Origin of the sequence: Pedobacter sp. L105, assembly GCF_009765875.1 — a bacterium.
Taxonomy (GTDB): domain Bacteria; phylum Bacteroidota; class Bacteroidia; order Sphingobacteriales; family Sphingobacteriaceae; genus Pedobacter.
This window is the reverse complement of the sequence record NZ_LMUP01000004.1, coordinates 1-16,516: the sequence shown is the minus strand read 5'-3', so window position 1 is coordinate 16,516 and position 16,516 is coordinate 1. Positions and strand designations below refer to the sequence as shown.

The following is a 16,516-nucleotide window of genomic DNA, read 5'->3' as shown; positions in this document are numbered from 1 at the left end:
AAAACAGGAATGAGCAAAGAGAAAATATTAGCTGCTTTACGACATAATCAACCGGAAATTTCTGCCCTTCCTGTAAACCTGGCCTTTGAAAGGGATGAAAGCATCAACCTGGTAGAAAAGTTCAGGGTAATAGCTGAGGGAATAGGAAGTAAAGTATATGTCGTTGCTGGTCTGGAAGAAGTCGCTGCGTTGATTGCTGCCGATTTTCCGGAAGCTAAAAGGGTACTTTCTACAGTAGCTGAAGTGGTATCCTCAGCTATTCCTGCATTTGAACTGCATGAGGATCCGCATACTTATGCCGATGTAGATATCGCTATATTTAAACCCAGGTTAGCTGTTGCGGAAAATTCGGCTTTATGGATCACTGAAGACCGGATGGGGGTAAGGGCATTGCCTTTTATCACGCAGCATATCATTATGCTGGTAGACAAAAACACGCTGGTACCCGATATGCATGCAGCCTATGAAAAAATCGGCGATACAGATTATGGATTCAGTACTTTCATAGCAGGCCCGTCAAAAACGGCAGACATAGAACAGTCGCTGGTTTTAGGGGCACATGGGCCGAGAAGTATGACCATTTTTATGCATTAAGATTTTTAATCTTGTTTTAATGTCGCTTTAGGGGATTGTCCTATCTTTGCCGTTACATCCGCTAATATGAAAAAAATTGTACTCGCAGCTATAACATCGGCAATGTTAAGCCATGGATATGCACAGAATATTGATAGTCTGGCTAAAAAAAGGTTTAACCTGCATTTCCAGCAAACGATTATTACACAAACCAAACCTGGCTTTCAGGCCGATTATTCCGGTGAAAACAGTCTCTCTAATAAAGGTGAAACAGCCACTTCCTTAACTACAACATTATTTGGCGGTGCCCGTTTATGGAAAGGTGCCGAAGCTTATTTTAACCCGGAAATGTCGGGTGGAAAAGGTTTCAGCCAAACCTTAGGTCTGGCAGGATTTAGCAACGGAGAAACATTCAGGGTAGGTTCGCCAGAGCCTGCTATCTATATTGCCAGAGCTTATCTGGTGCAAACCTTTGGCTGGGGAAACCAGGTAGATACCATCCCTGATGATCAGAATCAACTGGCTGGTTACCGCAAAAAGAAATATTTCTCTATCACTGCTGGTAAGTTCGGATTGAGTGATTTCTTTGACAACAACGCATATAGTCATGATGCCAGAACACAGTTTTTAAACTGGTCGCTGATGTCTAATGGGGCTTGGGATTATCCGGCAAACACCAGGGGATATGTGATCGGGGCAGTATTTGAATTGGGGCAACCTACATGGTCATTGCGTTTAGCCACTACTATGGTTACTACCAGTGCCAATGGGGCAATCTGGGACGGTAACCTGGCAAAAGCCCATGCTTTTACACTTGAATATGAAAAAAGATATGCGATTAGTGGTCAAAAAGGAACCATTCGCGTATTGGGATATGATAATGCCGCCAAAATGGGCGACTATGCCTTAGCTATTGCACAAGACCCGCTGTCTCCCGATGTTACAGCAACACGAAAATACGGAAGGAACAAATATGGCTTTGGTGTGAATCTGGAACAGAGTGTAAACCCTAATCTGGGCGTATTTGCTAAAACAAGTTACAATGATGGTAAAACAGAAACCTGGGCGTTTACAGAAATAGATCAGTCTGTCAGTCTTGGGGCTGTCCTGAATGGAAAAAGCTGGAACCAGAAAGATGCTGAAATCGGACTGGCCTTTGTAGGAAACGGGATCTCTAAAGATCACCGCGATTACCTGGCAGATGGCGGTTATGGTTTTATCATTGGAGACGGTAAATTAAATTACGGTCATGAGATGATAGCAGAGGTATATTACAAAGTGGACGTATACCAGAAAAAAGTATTTCTTTCTCCGGATTACCAGTTCATTGTGAATCCAGCTTATAATAAAGATCGCGGTCCGGTAAATGCTTTTGCATTGAGGATGCACGTAGAATTTTAACTCCCGCCAGAATAATATTAAAAAAGCAAACCCCGCTTCTATTTAAAGAAGACGGGGCTTGTTTTCCATAGGTATGGAATATTTCTTATTGGAATTTAAATCCTAGGCCTAAAGAAACAACCTGATTTCTGTATCGTGGTGTGTAATAATCACCATAACCATCATTCTGACTGAAATCTATTGCATAACGTGCGTGGATATCCACTGTTGGCGTAATATCATATCTAAAGCCAACTACACCACCAATCATGGTTTTATTATAGTTGTCTGAATGATTGTTGATCGTTGTTTCTTCAGTTGTTCCAAAACCATCGTCAAATTTGTTTTTAGTAGAGGTAAGGAAAGACACTTGCGGACCGATCAGGAAATTAAATGCCGGACCTACTCTAAAACTGAATAATAGGGGTACATCAATATAATTGGTAGTTTGTGTGAACTTACCTGCAGAATAACCCGCATCAGTGTCATAATCCAGGCTGTATCCTTTTTGAGAGAACATTACTTCCGGTGCAAATGCTATTCCTGGGTAAAACGGTATTTCCAAAGTAAGACCTGCATTAAAACCTGCTTTTGTATTGGTGCTACCATAATCTCCGTGGCCCTGTATCACATCCGAAACATTAAGTCCCCCTGCAATACCAAATTTAATTCCATGATCCTGAGCGCTTGCGGCTGTGGCCACAAAGAGGCCTATAGCTAGTATAAAAATCTTTTTCATATCCTTTAAGTTTTTTGTTAAACCGAGAGGGCATTGAAAGAAATGTGCCAGTTTAAAAAGCAGCTTGTTTTCAAGGTTTAATTCATTGTTTTTTATTTGATATACAGATAGTTGTGAAGGTTTAAATCCATCTATCTAAAGTTTTAGATAGATGCTTCAGGTGTATTGAATTTAATACATATCTGCGTTTTAAATTCAAAATTCCTATGTTTTAGCATCGAACCTTTAGCTAAATCAGCTTGCGTGGCTTTGATCAATTTAATTTAACTTTGATGGTATAACCGGTTCTTCATGATTCAAAAGCAACTCTTCAGTTTAACGATCTTTCTATTGAGCATTACCTTTTTTGTTCAGGCACAGCAAAAATCTTATATCCAAACACTCCGTGAACCTAACCCCTGGGTAGATTCTGTTTTTCATCATATGAGCAGGAGAGATAAAATCGCGCAGTTGTTTTTTGTAAGGGCGCTAACCAGCAAAGGACAGGCTTATGAAGATTCGATAGGGCATGTGATCAAAAAAGAACATATCGGCGGATTGGTCTTTTTTCAGGGTGGGCCGGGAAGAGAAGCAATCCTGATCAATAAATATCAGGAGATCACAAAAGTGCCTTTGTTAATTGCTTCGGATGGAGAGTGGGGCCTGGGCATGCGTCTGGACAGCACCATCTCTTACCCCTATCAGATGGCACTTGGCGCTATACAGGATAAAAACCTGATCTATAAAATGGGCCTCGAGGTAGCCAAAGATTTTAAAAGGATTGGCGTACAGATGAACCTGGGGCCTGATGCTGATATTAACAATAACCCTGAAAATCCGATTATCAATTACCGGTCTTTTGGAGAGAACAAATACAATGTAGCCCTTAAAGCTGCGGCTTATATGAAAGGAATGCAGGATGGCGGGCTGCTGGTTACCGTTAAACATTTCCCCGGACATGGAGATACAGATGTAGATTCACACTTAGATCTGCCACAGCTAAATTTTACCCGTGCACGTTTGGATAGCCTGGAAATGTATCCTTTCAGGGAATTGATTGCTGCCGGTGCTTCAGGTATCATGGTAGCGCATATGAATATTCCATCACTAGATACCACTAAAAACCTTCCTTCTACTTTATCTAAGCCCATTGTAACTGGTATTTTAAAAGATGAGCTGGGTTTTCGTGGTCTGGTAGTTTCAGATGCTATGGAAATGAAAGGGGTGGTCAAAAATTTCAAAGATGGAGAAGCAGATGTACTGGGTGTGATTGCCGGTAATAATATCCTGGAACTTTCTGAAAATAGTAAAAGAGCGGTGAAACTGGTGCGCAAAGCAATCAGGCACAAAAGAATCCCGATGGAGAGAATTGACGAAAGCGTAAGAAAGATCCTGATCGCTAAATATTGGTCGGGATTAAACGTAAAAACCAAAATTGATGAACAAAACGTGAATGCAGGAGTAAATAGGGCAGAAAGTCTCGCTTTGTTACAGCAACTTGCAGATTCATCCATGACCCTTTTAAATGGTTCAGCAGCAATTCAGGACTTATCAACTGAAAAGAGAACAGTGGTAATCAGTATTGGTACACCTGCCCTCAACGTTTTTCAGCATGAACTGGCTGGTCATTATAAAAATGCTATACTGCTTAACCTGGATAAAATGGCATCAGCTGATGACATTGCAAAAGTGACCAAAGGAATTGATCCTTCAGATCAGGTCATTGTAAGTATCCACGATACACGCACACGTCCGGGAAATGGAATGGCCTTTAGTCCTGCTATTAAATCCCTGATCAGCACACTGGCAGAGAAAAACTCGGTATTCGCCTTTTTTGCCAATCCCTATAACCTGGCAGGATTACCAGGGATTGAAAAAAGTAGATCATTGATCGTTGCCTATCAAAAGGACGATTACATGCAAAAAGCCGCTGCCGGAGTTATCGCAAAACAGTTTAAGGCTAGTGGAAAACTTCCGGTAACGGCTAGTCCTAATTTTAAATATGGTGACGGCCAGTAGTTATTTGGATGTGCTTTCTTTAGCATAGGTGGCAGGATCTAAAGCTGTATAGTTCCAGTTTTTAAGAAAGTCCAGTACTTTTTTAGGGTTGTGTCCTTTTCCTTCTTCCAGGTAGGCCGAGTTTTCTGTGTGCAGCAATTTTCCATTTCCGTCAAGAATTACGAATACCGGGAAACCGAAACGTTCCGGATGGCTTAGGCTGGCCAGTACAGCTTCGTTTTTATTTTCTTTGCTATAGTTTAATAATACGGTTTCATAATTCCCATCCAGATAGCTTTTCAATTCGGGCGTGTTATCTACCAGATGGTGAAAAGCCAGACACCATGAACACCAATTTCCGCCTACCATCACAAATACATGTTTGTTCAGTTTTTTGGCACGTGTTACTGCGGCTTTTAGATCTGCCCGTGCATCAGCATTCGGATTATATATTTTTATTTCCTGTTTTTTATCTTCAGTTTTTTGCTCTTGTGCAAAAGATAGGGTAGAAATGGCCAGCAAGCCTGCTAAAATAAAAGAGAAACGTTTCATATGATCTTTTTTTGTAAAAGTATATAAATCTGAACAGCAAATTGTAATCGTATTTTAAAATTACTACTAATATAGTAGATTATTTTTTGTCGGTCATTTTGGGACATTCTTCCCAAATATGTTTTAACTTCACCTCATGCCGCAACCTCTAAAAATATTGCAAGCTTCTGCAGGCTCAGGTAAGACATTTAGCCTTACAGCACATTACCTCACCCTACTGTTATCCGGAGAAACAAAATACAGGGAAATTCTTGCAGTAACCTTTACCAATAAAGCTACGGAGGAAATGAAAACCCGTATCATGGAGGTTTTAAAAGGATTTGCTACGGGAGATGAAGAAGTCAATGACTACCGCGTGCTGGTCTTAAAAGCACATCCGGATTTAAATGAAGAAACTTTACAGCAACAGTCCGAACGGATTTATAAAAGGATATTGCATGACTATAGCCGGTTCTCCGTAAGTACGATCGATGGGTTTGTGCAAAAGGTGATCCGTGGTTTTGCCTTTGAACTGGGGCTCGACTCAGGTTATACCCTGGAGATGAACTTCGATAAGGTAAAAAACGACCTGGCCGATCGCCTGGATCAACAACTCGACAACAACCCCAATTTATTGCAATGGATCATTGACTTGGCGCTGGATCGGATTAATAACAATATCAGCTGGAATTACAGAACTGAACTCACCGATCTTGCCGGGGAGATCTTTAAAGAAAGATACCAGCCTTTTGATGAGGCTATACAAAACCTGGGTCAGGAGCACGACCTTAACCAGTTATTCGGCGGGTATGGTAAAGAGACTAAACAGCACATGGCTTCCTTTGAGGATATGATAAACCAACTGTCTGCCAAAGCGATGGAACTCTTTGAATCTTCAGGGGTTAATCCCGATCATTTAAAAGGCAAATCCAGGTCGCCACTAAACAATTTAAAGAAAATTGCTGCGGGCGACCATGATAAAATGGACAGCCTGACCAAGCTGATCGATGAGCCGGATGAATGGTTCAAACCAGGTTCTGATACTTCATTATATGAATCCCTAAACCCGATCATCCGGGAATTGAACACCAGTTACGTGGAAAAGCTGCCGGAATATATCCTGGCACAGGCTTTTCATAAAAACCTGTATTATCTGAGACTAATGCAGGAAATGGCCGTATTGCTAAAAACATACCGTGAAGAAAGCGGGAACCTGCTGATCAGTGATGCGCAAAATCTGTTAAAAGGTATCACGGGTGAGGACGATGATAATCCAGCCTTTATCTGGGAAAAGACGGGCAGCCGCTACCGGCATTTTTTATTCGATGAATTTCAGGATACTTCTGCCAACCAATGGGGTAATTTTAAACCACTGCTCAAAAATGCAATGGCAGAGGCCAATGGGAAGCTGATTGACCATTTGATTGTGGGTGATGTAAAGCAGTCGATCTACAGATGGCGGAACGGGGATTGGAATATCCTCCATCAGCAGGCAAAGAAGGATATCGGTGCAACTTATGTAACGGATGCCAACCTGGAAGAGAATTACCGGAGTACCAAAAATATCATTGATTTTAATAATCTGCTGTTTAAAGTGCTGCCGATACTCATGCAGCAGAATTTAAATGAAACCGTAACAGGGCAAAGCACCAATCCAGACGTAAGTACCTGGTGGAAAGACAAGGGATTTGATCATATCATGACCGATGTATATGCTGAAGTTGGACAAAAGACAAATCCGGGGACTGCTTCCGGCGGGGCGATAGATTTTAATGTACTGAAGACAGATGTAGAAGGTAAAGCTTTAAACCGGACAGGATTTAAAGAAGAAGCCCTGAAGAAAATGGTAGAAACCCTGCATCGCCTGTTCACTGTAGAAAAACGCTATCAGCCGGGAGATGCCTGTGTGCTGGTTCGTTCTAATTCAGAGGCCATAGCTGTAGTAGATATACTGATGGCAAACAATATCCCTGTGATATCTGGTGAAGCTTTACTGATTGAAAACGATATTTCTGTTAAAATATTAATAGATACCTTAAAGGTCATGGCTGGCCTGTCTGAAAATACAGCTTTATACAAAGCAAATTGTATCAGCTTATATGCACAGCTGCAGGGACGTAAAGTTAAACCTGTACAGTTATTTAACCTGAAAACTAAAAACCTGGAAGACCTTAGTGACGTACTGCCAGCAGAACTGTGCAGTCAATGGCAAAGCTGGATGCAACAACCGCTGCCAGAAATGCTGGAGAAACTGCTGTCAGCTTATGGACTAAATCAGCCTGCACATGCCAGTCATTTGCCTTATCTGTTCGCTTTGAGGGATCTGGCCGGAAATATAGGCCGCCAGGGTGAAAAAGGAATTACCTCGTTTCTAAAATACTGGGACGAAGAAGGGCGAAGAAAAACATTGCCTTCTTCAGAAAGTGCAGATGCCGTACAGGTAATTACCATACATAAGTCTAAAGGACTAGCTTTTAAAGTAGTGATGGTTCCTTTTTGTAACTGGGATATCAACGGCAAAGTAAACACCATATTCTGGGTGCCAGCGGCCAATACCCCTTACCATCAATTGAACCGCATTCCGCTAAAATACAATTCCAGCCTGGGGCAATCGGCAGTAGCCATTCCTTATTATGAGGAGTTATTGTATAACAATATGGATGCTTTGAATATGCTCTATGTAGCCACTACCAGAACTAAAGAATATTTATACCTCAGCTGCCTGGGGAAAAAGAACGAAGGTATCAGTACCATAGGCGATTTGCTCATTAAGATTTTTGAAGACCAGCTGTCAGAAGAAGGACAATTCCTGATCGATGAGGAAGTGGTTAAAAAAGGAAAACCCGGCAGCAAAAAAGGATTCAGACCTGAGTTAATTGATCTGAAAGCTTATCCTACTTCAGAGCGTTTAACTGCCGTATTCAACAGTAACTTAAAACGCAGGGAGCTGGATATGATGGGAAATAATCCTGCCGGTAGAGAAGGAAGTATTTTACATGAAGTCCTTGCGCGAACTTCGGAGAGTAGCGAGGTAGACCATATCTTGTCAGAAATGCTGACAGAAGGAATCTTTCGTGAAGAAGAATTGGAAGCTTTCAGGTTACAGGCATTGACTGTTTTAGGAAATAAAGACCTGCAGCAATTGTTGAGCAGCAGCAGGGAAACGGTGAATGAGAAAAGTATCGTAGACCGTTCAGGGAAGAGTTACCGTCCTGATAAGGTGCTGCTGTCTGATAAAGAAGTGATCGTAATCGATTATAAGTTCACACAGCAGGAGAGTCCTGCCCATATCAAACAGGTGCATGGCTACAGGACCCTGCTCCAGGAAATGGGTTATCCCTCTGTAAGTACCTATTTATTTTATGCCCATAGCGGCGAATTGAAATTAGTTTAAGGCATGGTTCCATTTTTAAGAGAAGTTGCAGAAGATTTAGTGAAAAGAACGGGTGAAAACCTGCACAATAGCGCTATAGTATTTAACAATAAACGACCGGTGGCTTATTTGCAAAACCATCTGGCACAAACTATAGGTAAACCTTTCTGGAGTCCCTCGTTTTTTACCATACAGGAATTTTTTGCTCTATCTACCGATCTGCAGGTTGCGGATAGCTTTAGCCAGTTTTTTACGCTTTTCCAGCAATACAATGAGTTATTAAAGAAGGAAGGTGCAAAAACAATCAATCCTGATGTTTTTTATCCTGTCGCCCGGATTATCCTGAGCGATTTTGCCCAGATAGATAATGATCTGGTCAATGCTGGTCAGTTGTTCGAAGAACTGGAAGATATCGCTGTAATTGAAAAGAACTTTCAGCATCTTTCTGAAGAGCAGCAAGCTTTTTTACAGCAATTCTGGACGTCCTTCTCTTCAGGAAGACAGAAAAACCATCAGGAACAGTTTATCCGGATGTGGCGAAGGATGCCTGCCTTATACGATGGTTTCCACAACGCATTGGAAGCAAAAGGGTTAACATCTATGGCCCGGGTATACCGGAAACTGGCAACTGGCGAAGCTGAAAAGCCAGATTTTACTGCTGATTTTGCCCATGGGAAACTGGTATTTGCTGGTTTTAATGCATTGAGCAATGCCGAAGCGGCCATCTTTAAGCGCTGGAGCCAGGAGGAAAAAGCACTTTTTTATTTTGATACCGATAACTATTATATGCAGGATGAGACCCAGGAAGCTGGGCTTTTCCTGAGGAAAAATATACAAAAATTGGGTTTACCCAATGCGCTGGGTGAAAGCAGGGACCTGATCAGATCGGCTGCTAAAGAGATCAAAGTATACAAAACACAGGGGCAAACGGCGCAGGCCAAGATCCTGCAGGAAGGGTTAGCTGAAGATTATCCCCTGCTGGAAGCTCAGGACAATGCCGGGAAAATAGCCCTCATCCTGGCAGATGAAAGTCTGCTGCTGCCGGTACTGCAAACTATTCCTACACATTATGAATATGAAGGGGTAAACAGAGAGGTGAACCTTAACGTAACCATGGGGTATCCTTTGCTGGCCACTTCTATTTTTGGATTGGCCGATATCTGGTTATGTGTACAATCCCAGCTTGCTGCGGGTAAGAAAAATACCATCTCTCACCGGGAGGTAGAAGCATTCCTTTCACACCCCCTGGTTAATCTCCCTTTAGGATTACGCAGTCAGCTGCAAAAAGATATTTTAGCCCGTCAGCTGATTGAAGTGGATATGGAAGTGTTAAGCACTGCAGGAGAATTATCGGAACAGTTTTTTACCCGAAGGGATACAGGTTCTGCTGCTATTATGGGGCTGCTGGAGGTTTTCAGACAGATCCTACAGCAGCAGCTGGCAGAAAAATCATTGAAACAGACTGAAGCAGATCTGTTTATTGCAACTATAAAAGAATTAAACCGATTACATGATACCTTAACGTCTTACACCGCAGACCTTCCTCTTCCATTTGTATTGTCACTGATGCAAAAGGCGATACAGGGCATTGCAGTCCCGCTTACCGGTGAACCTCTGCAGGGTGTTCAGGTGATGGGATTGCTGGAAAGCAGAAGCCTTGACTTTGACCATGTTTATATCCTGGGCGTAAACGAAGGGATTCTTCCACAAGTAGCTGTTTCCCCGAGTTTTATCCCCGACAGCATCCGCAGGGCCTATGGTTTGCCGGTGCTGGAAAACCAGGATGCGATTTCTGCTTACATGTTTTATCGCCTGTTACAGCGCTCACGGCAGGTAAGCCTGGTGTATAATGGGCAGGGCGACGATAACAATACCGGTGAACCGAGTCGTTTTTTACGGCAGCTGGAGTTTGAAAGCGGTTATACCTTTAAATATTTTGATCAGTCGCAGGCTATTTCAATCGACCATCCTATTAGTTTCCCTATTGAAAAAGATGAAGATGTGCTGCATCGTTTAAATCTGTATCTGGATAAACAGGATCCTTCTGCAAGACTTTCAGCAACGGCTTTAACAACTTATATGAACTGTCCGGTTCAGTTTTTCTATAAATACATTGCAAAAATCGAAGAGCCAAAAGAACTGGCAGAAAACCTGGAAGCCAGCAATATCGGCTCCATGCTGCATTTTGTAATGGAGCGCTTTTATGCAGAACTGAAAGAAGAAGGGCCTTATATTACGCAGGAACGAATCTCCATCAAACGAAAATCGCTGAACAGGTTATGCAAAATGGCTTTTTCCAAAGTGATGTTTAATGATGAGCATCAGGTAATCACCCATAATGGGATGCAGCAGGTGGTACTGGCCATCATTGCAGAATATGCCAATGTGATCCTGAACCATGATGAAATCGAGGCACCTTTTTCTATCCTTGATCTTGAAAGTAAAGACGAGATCAGTTTTAAGATCATTGTTGGCGGTAAAGAAAGAAGCCTGACCTTACATGGGATCATCGACCGGGTGGATAAAAAGAATGGGATAACCAGGGTAGTGGACTATAAAACGGGAAGTGACGATCTGCAGTATGCTCCGCTGGATGAGCTATTTAGTTTTAACAGCGGTAAACATAACAAAGCGTTGATACAAACCCTTTTTTATACCTATGTCTATGAGCAGTCGAGGGGCATCACAGGGATGGAGCCTAATTTGTACCTGATCAGGAAGATGAGAAAGGAAGGGACACTATTCCATTCTTCCGAAAACAGAAAGCGGGTCCACCTCGAGGCGGAACATTTAGAAGGGCTGAAGGGTAATTTTAGCGAACTTTTAAGAACAAAATTGGAAGAATTGTTTGATCCTGAACTTCCATTTTTACACACAAATGTGGCAGATAACTGTAAATATTGTCCTTATTTATCCCTATGTGGTAATTAAAATTTGTGTTTTGGCTTTTTCACCATATTTCCTACTCTTTTTGTAGCAGGAATATTGTAATTAAAACAGACTTTATTATTACGTTACATTAGTTATATTTGCCGCAGTTAATATTTGAATATACAATGAGAGAGATTCAATTTAGAGAAGCTTTGCGTGAAGCTTTGAGCGAAGAAATGCGTAAGAACGAAAACGTATTCTTAATGGGCGAAGAAGTTGCGCAATATAATGGTGCATATAAAGTAAGTCAGGGTATGCTTGATGAGTTTGGCGACAAACGTATCATTGATACACCCATTGCTGAGCTTGGTTTTACCGGAATCGGTATTGGTGCAGCGATGAATGGATTAGTTCCGATCATAGAGTTTATGACATTCAACTTCTCTTTAGTTGCAATTGATCAGATCATCAATGGCGCTGCTAAAATCTTATCGATGAGCGGTGGTCAGTTTTCTATCCCTGCTGTATTCCGCGGTCCAACGGGTAACGCTGGTCAGTTAGGTGCACAGCACTCTCAAAACTTTGAAAACTGGTATGCTAACTGTCCTGGTTTAAAAGTAGTAGTTCCTTCTACTCCATATGAGGCCAAAGGATTATTGAAACAATCTATCCTTGATCCGGATCCTGTAATTTTCATGGAATCTGAAGTGATGTATGGTGATAAAGGAGAAGTTCCTGAAGATGAATATTACATCCCTCTGGGAAAAGCAAAAGTAACCAAAGAAGGTACTGATGTAACCATCGTTACTTTCGGTAAAATGCTTACCCGTGTTGTTAACCCTGCAGTTGAGGAATTAACAAAAGAAGGTATCAATGTTGAAGTAATCGATTTACGTACTGTACGTCCTATTGATTATGCTACGATCATTGAATCTGTAAAGAAAACTAACCGTTTAGTGATCGTTGAAGAAGCATGGCCACTGGCTTCTATTTCTTCTGAGATCGCGTTCAACGTACAAAGAAATGCTTTTGATCATTTAGATGCTCCGGTATTGCGTATTACTTGTGCAGATGTACCATTGCCATATGCACCTACATTGATCGCAGCCAGCTTACCTAACGCAGAACGCGTAATCAAAGCGGTGAAAGAAGTAATGTACGTAACAAAATAAATTATTTTTTTTAAAGAATATATAATCCCGTTGGCTAAACCCTGCGGGATTTTTTATTTTATATCTATTTGAAGATGACTAGTCACTCGAAAATTATTGCTGCGGAATTAGCAGTTGCTGAAAAGCAGGTTGTTGCTACAATTGCCCTGTTAGATGAAGGGGCTACAGTGCCTTTTATCTCCCGTTACCGTAAAGAGGTGACCGGCAGTTTAGATGAAGTACAGGTGGCTGCGGTCCGCGACCGTTTCCAGCAGCTGCGGGAGCTGGATAAACGTCGTGAGGCGATATTAAAAGCCTTGACAGCTTTGGGCAAACTTAGCCCTGAATTGGAAGCGCAGATCAATGCGGCCGAAAATATAACCGTAATAGAGGATATTTATTTGCCCTACAAACCTAAAAGAAAAACCCGTGCTTCTGAGGCCAGGCGCAAAGGCCTGGAACCTTTGGCGTTACTGATCTTTGAGCAGGGCAGGTTAAATCCTGATGATGAAGCGGAAAAATACCTGGATGCAGAATTGGGAGTAACCACTACTGAAGATGCCCTTGCCGGAGCCAGGGATATTATCGCGGAGATGATCAGCGAAAATGCAGAAGTGCGCACAACAATGCGGAATTATTTTCAGCAGAAAGCCGTGATTAAGTCTACTGTTGTAAAGGGTAAAGAAGAAGAGGGAATAAAGTATAAGGATTACTTTGAATGGGAAGAGCTGGTGAAAACGGCACCTTCACACCGTATTCTCGCCATGAGACGCGGAGAAAATGAATCGATATTAAAATTGGAAGCACATCCTGAAGAGGAAGGGGCTATCACTATTCTGGATAAACATTTTATCCAGGGCAACAATGCCTGTTCTAAACAGGTGGAACTGGCCATACATGATAGTTATAAACGCCTATTAGGCCCTTCTATGGAAACGGAACTTCGTCTGCTGTCAAAACAAAAGGCCGATGAGGAAGCGATCCGTGTATTTGCAGAAAATGCAAGACAGTTATTGCTGGCAGCACCTATGGGACAAAAGAATGTGCTGGCTATTGATCCGGGATTTCGTACAGGATGTAAGGTGGTATGTCTGGACAGACAGGGGAAATTACTGGAGAATACAACGATCTATCCGCATACCGGACAGGGAAATATAAAAAACGCTGCAGATACAATACAAAAGTTATGCGTTAAACATGAAGTAGAAGCGATTGCTATTGGAAATGGCACCGCGGGAAGGGAAACTGAAGTTTTTGTGCGTGGGTTGAACTTACCTGGAGTGCTAATTGTAATGGTGAATGAAAACGGGGCGTCTATTTATTCCGCTTCTGAAGTTGCCCGCGAAGAATTCCCTACACAGGATATTACGGTTAGGGGAGCTGTTTCTATAGGACGCAGGTTAATGGATCCTTTAGCAGAATTGGTGAAGATCGATCCTAAGTCAATTGGCGTAGGACAGTATCAGCATGATGTGGATCAGACTAAGTTGCAGCAATCATTGGATGATACGGTAATGAGCTGTGTAAATGCAGTTGGAGTCGAATTGAATACAGCATCTAAACAGGTGCTGGCCTACGTATCCGGCTTAGGCCCTCAGCTGGCGCAAAATATCGTGACCTATAGAAATGAGCACGGCGCCTTTAAAAACCGTGAGAGCTTAAAGAAAGTGCCACGCCTGGGAGATAAAGCCTATGAACAGGCAGCCGGATTTTTAAGGATCAGGGATGCCGCATTAATTTTGGATGCCAGCGGCGTTCACCCTGAGCGTTATGATTTGGTGAACCAGATGGCGAAGGATCTTGGACATTCGGTGAATGACCTGCTTAAAGATGTACAGTTACAGAAACAGATCAGGCTGCAGCAGTATATCAGCGATAGCGTGGGACTGCCTACCCTGAATGATATCATGAGTGAATTGGCTAAACCCGGGAGAGATCCAAGGGAGCAGTTTGAAGCATTTAGCTTTACCGATGGCGTAAATGAGATAGGTGATTTAAAAGTAGGAATGAAGTTAGCTGGAATAGTAACCAACATAACCAATTTCGGTGCTTTTGTAGATATAGGTGTACACCAGGATGGTTTGGTGCATACCAGTCAGCTGGCAGATAAGTTTGTGGCCAATCCTAACGATGTAGTAAAGGTTAGTCAGAAAGTTGAAGTAACGGTCAAAGAAGTGGATGTAATGCGTAAGCGGATCTCCTTATCGATGAAAAGTGAAAATGCACCAAAACAGGGGAATACGGTTAAGTCTGAAAGACCTGCTGCATTCAGAAAGCCGGACGGTCCGCGAGGGAATACAGGTAAGCGTCCGCAGGCTGGTCAGCCTGGAACAGCGCAAAGCAAACCGAAGCTCCAGCCGGAAGGTGATTTGCAGTCTAAGCTGGAAGCTTTGAAAAATAAGTTCAAATAGTGAGTTATAAAGAGCGTTACCACCCGGTAGCGCTTTTTTTATACACTCAATCGGTGTTTTCTAAATCTATTGTCTGTATAAATGATAAATGTATAACCCTATTGTTAATATATTTCATATATGTTATTTTAATTTCCTTTAACCTTGATGATATTCGTGTCTGCGAGTGGTTTCTTCCTGAAATGGCTCTATTTTGCGAAGGCGTTAGTTAGTCATTGGATAAGCGTTGGATAGGCGTTGGTATATCCCCTGGCTATAGAAATGCCTGCCCAATGTTATAATAAGGCCGGTTTAACTTTTGTTTAACTACGATTTAAACTCGAAACATGTGTGACCTGTATTCCTATATCTAAGTTTGGGTGGCTTCCCCGTACTTTGCTAGTAGCTTGCTTTACGAAACTGTACGTTAACGCTATATAGGTTTAGTCTGTTAAAGCAGGCTGTCAGGTGAATCCGGGAAAATAAATAATTATTAACACTAAAACGTCAGGTTTTTCCAGAATAAGATACCCCACATTACGGACATACGTTTGTTAAACTAAAAAATGACCCGTCAGACTAATCAGGAAAATAAATCAGGGGATGTAAGGTAAAATCGGGAAAGAAAAAGCGACGTGTCAAGTGAAACCAGAAAATTAAAATAACTATCAACTCTAAAATGTAAGGTTTTTTCAGGATAAGACAAGGAAAAGGACACTTTGAGATGGTTTTGACTTCGGTTTGCGTTGGTAGGGTATTGATAGGGTGTTGGTAGGGGATTGGTAGGGGGTTGGTTCGGGTAAGAGCCGAACCAACCCCCTAAAATAGCGCACTCAATGGCCTTTCAAGGCAAAGTTAAGGGTTAACCAAATATTTACAAGCTTGTATGATCAACAGTAGGAAAGATTTTGGAATGTTGTCACATTGCTTTGCCTGATCTTTTTAATTCTATCCGGAAGTTTTTCTGCTTGTGCGCCATGCAGTTAAGTGCGGTATACAAATGAATTGCTTGAATTGTTTTGTGGTTGGGTTATTTTTCCTACTTTTGCATCCCGCTTCGGAGGAAGGGAAACAGTGAAAGTGATAAGAGAGAAGGATTTTGAAAGGTTGTAAAGTAGGACGTTAGTTTAGCTTTTAAAAAATGGAAAGAGGTTTAAAACTTCTGAAAATAAAAAAGAAAAAGCTTGACAGAACGAAAAAGATTTCTACCTTTGCAGTCCCAACAAAAACGGGAAAACAAAACGCCACTGACGGATGTCAGCTGAGCGAAACAAACAAGATTGAAACGATGGAATGAATGGAGTGAAGCAGGAACATTAAGACCTGGGGAACGAAAGTTAAACCATTGCAACATATAAAAGGCCGCCGCGAGGTACGTGCCGAGAAGTTCATTAAAGAGATGTCATTTATACACGTAGCGGGGTAAGCAAGTACAAGTTCAAAGTACATGAACCGCACGAGTTTTTTAAGTCTATTCTGACAGACAAATAAGAATACAAGACTATTATTAATACAAGTTAAGAATGGTCAG

General features: G+C 41.9%; 10 protein-coding genes. 8 read left to right on the top strand and 2 right to left on the bottom strand.

Annotated elements, in window-relative coordinates:
- Positions 1 to 9 precede the first annotated feature (9 nt).
- Together GSQ84_RS05185 and GSQ84_RS05180 are read left to right on the top strand one after the other, a co-directional pair.
- Complete coding sequence (locus GSQ84_RS05185; RefSeq protein ID WP_158796211.1) at positions 10 to 594, top strand: LUD domain-containing protein; 585 nt, start codon at positions 10 to 12, stop codon at positions 592 to 594.
- A 66-nt stretch (positions 595 to 660) separates the two neighbouring features.
- Complete coding sequence (locus GSQ84_RS05180; RefSeq protein WP_158796210.1) at positions 661 to 1,974, top strand: carbohydrate porin; 1,314 nt, start codon at positions 661 to 663, stop codon at positions 1,972 to 1,974.
- An 85-nt stretch (positions 1,975 to 2,059) separates the two neighbouring features.
- Here GSQ84_RS05180 and GSQ84_RS05175 read toward each other — a convergent pair whose 3' ends face one another.
- On the bottom strand, positions 2,060 to 2,692 hold the full coding sequence (locus GSQ84_RS05175) for a porin family protein (protein WP_158796209.1): 633 nt from the start codon (positions 2,690 to 2,692) through the stop codon (positions 2,060 to 2,062).
- Positions 2,693 to 2,983: 291 nt separating this feature from the next.
- Here GSQ84_RS05175 and GSQ84_RS05170 point away from each other — a divergent pair, with 291 nt between their 5' ends.
- Positions 2,984 to 4,690, top strand: a complete 1,707-nt coding sequence (locus tag GSQ84_RS05170) for a glycoside hydrolase family 3 protein (protein WP_158796208.1) — start codon at positions 2,984 to 2,986, stop codon at positions 4,688 to 4,690.
- On the opposite strand, the gene GSQ84_RS05165 is transcribed toward GSQ84_RS05170, so the two are convergent.
- Positions 4,691 to 5,221 (bottom strand): thioredoxin family protein, encoded by a 531-nt coding sequence (locus GSQ84_RS05165; protein WP_158796207.1) that lies wholly within the window; start codon positions 5,219 to 5,221, stop codon positions 4,691 to 4,693.
- Positions 5,222 to 5,357: 136 nt separating this feature from the next.
- Between GSQ84_RS05165 and GSQ84_RS05160 the strand changes: the two genes are divergently transcribed.
- From GSQ84_RS05160 to GSQ84_RS05140, 5 genes are all read left to right on the top strand, one after another.
- Positions 5,358 to 8,594, top strand: coding sequence for an exodeoxyribonuclease V subunit beta (locus tag GSQ84_RS05160; RefSeq protein ID WP_158796206.1), 3,237 nt, complete (start codon positions 5,358 to 5,360; stop codon positions 8,592 to 8,594).
- A 3-nt stretch (positions 8,595 to 8,597) separates the two neighbouring features.
- Entirely contained in the window at positions 8,598 to 11,504 is a 2,907-nt protein-coding gene (locus GSQ84_RS05155; RefSeq protein ID WP_158796205.1) for a PD-(D/E)XK nuclease family protein, read from the top strand.
- 125 nt (positions 11,505 to 11,629) lie between these two features.
- Positions 11,630 to 12,616 carry a pyruvate dehydrogenase complex E1 component subunit beta gene (locus GSQ84_RS05150; protein WP_158796204.1) on the top strand — a complete coding sequence of 329 codons (987 nt, stop codon included), beginning with the start codon at positions 11,630 to 11,632 and terminating at the stop codon, positions 12,614 to 12,616.
- Positions 12,617 to 12,690: 74 nt separating this feature from the next.
- Positions 12,691 to 15,006: a Tex family protein gene (locus GSQ84_RS05145; RefSeq protein ID WP_158796203.1), complete on the top strand. Its 2,316-nt coding sequence runs from the start codon at positions 12,691 to 12,693 to the stop codon at positions 15,004 to 15,006.
- A gap of 1,120 nt (positions 15,007 to 16,126) precedes the next feature.
- Positions 16,127 to 16,282, top strand: coding sequence for a hypothetical protein (locus GSQ84_RS05140; protein WP_158796202.1), 156 nt, complete (start codon positions 16,127 to 16,129; stop codon positions 16,280 to 16,282).
- The last annotated feature ends 234 nt before the right edge of the window (positions 16,283 to 16,516 follow it).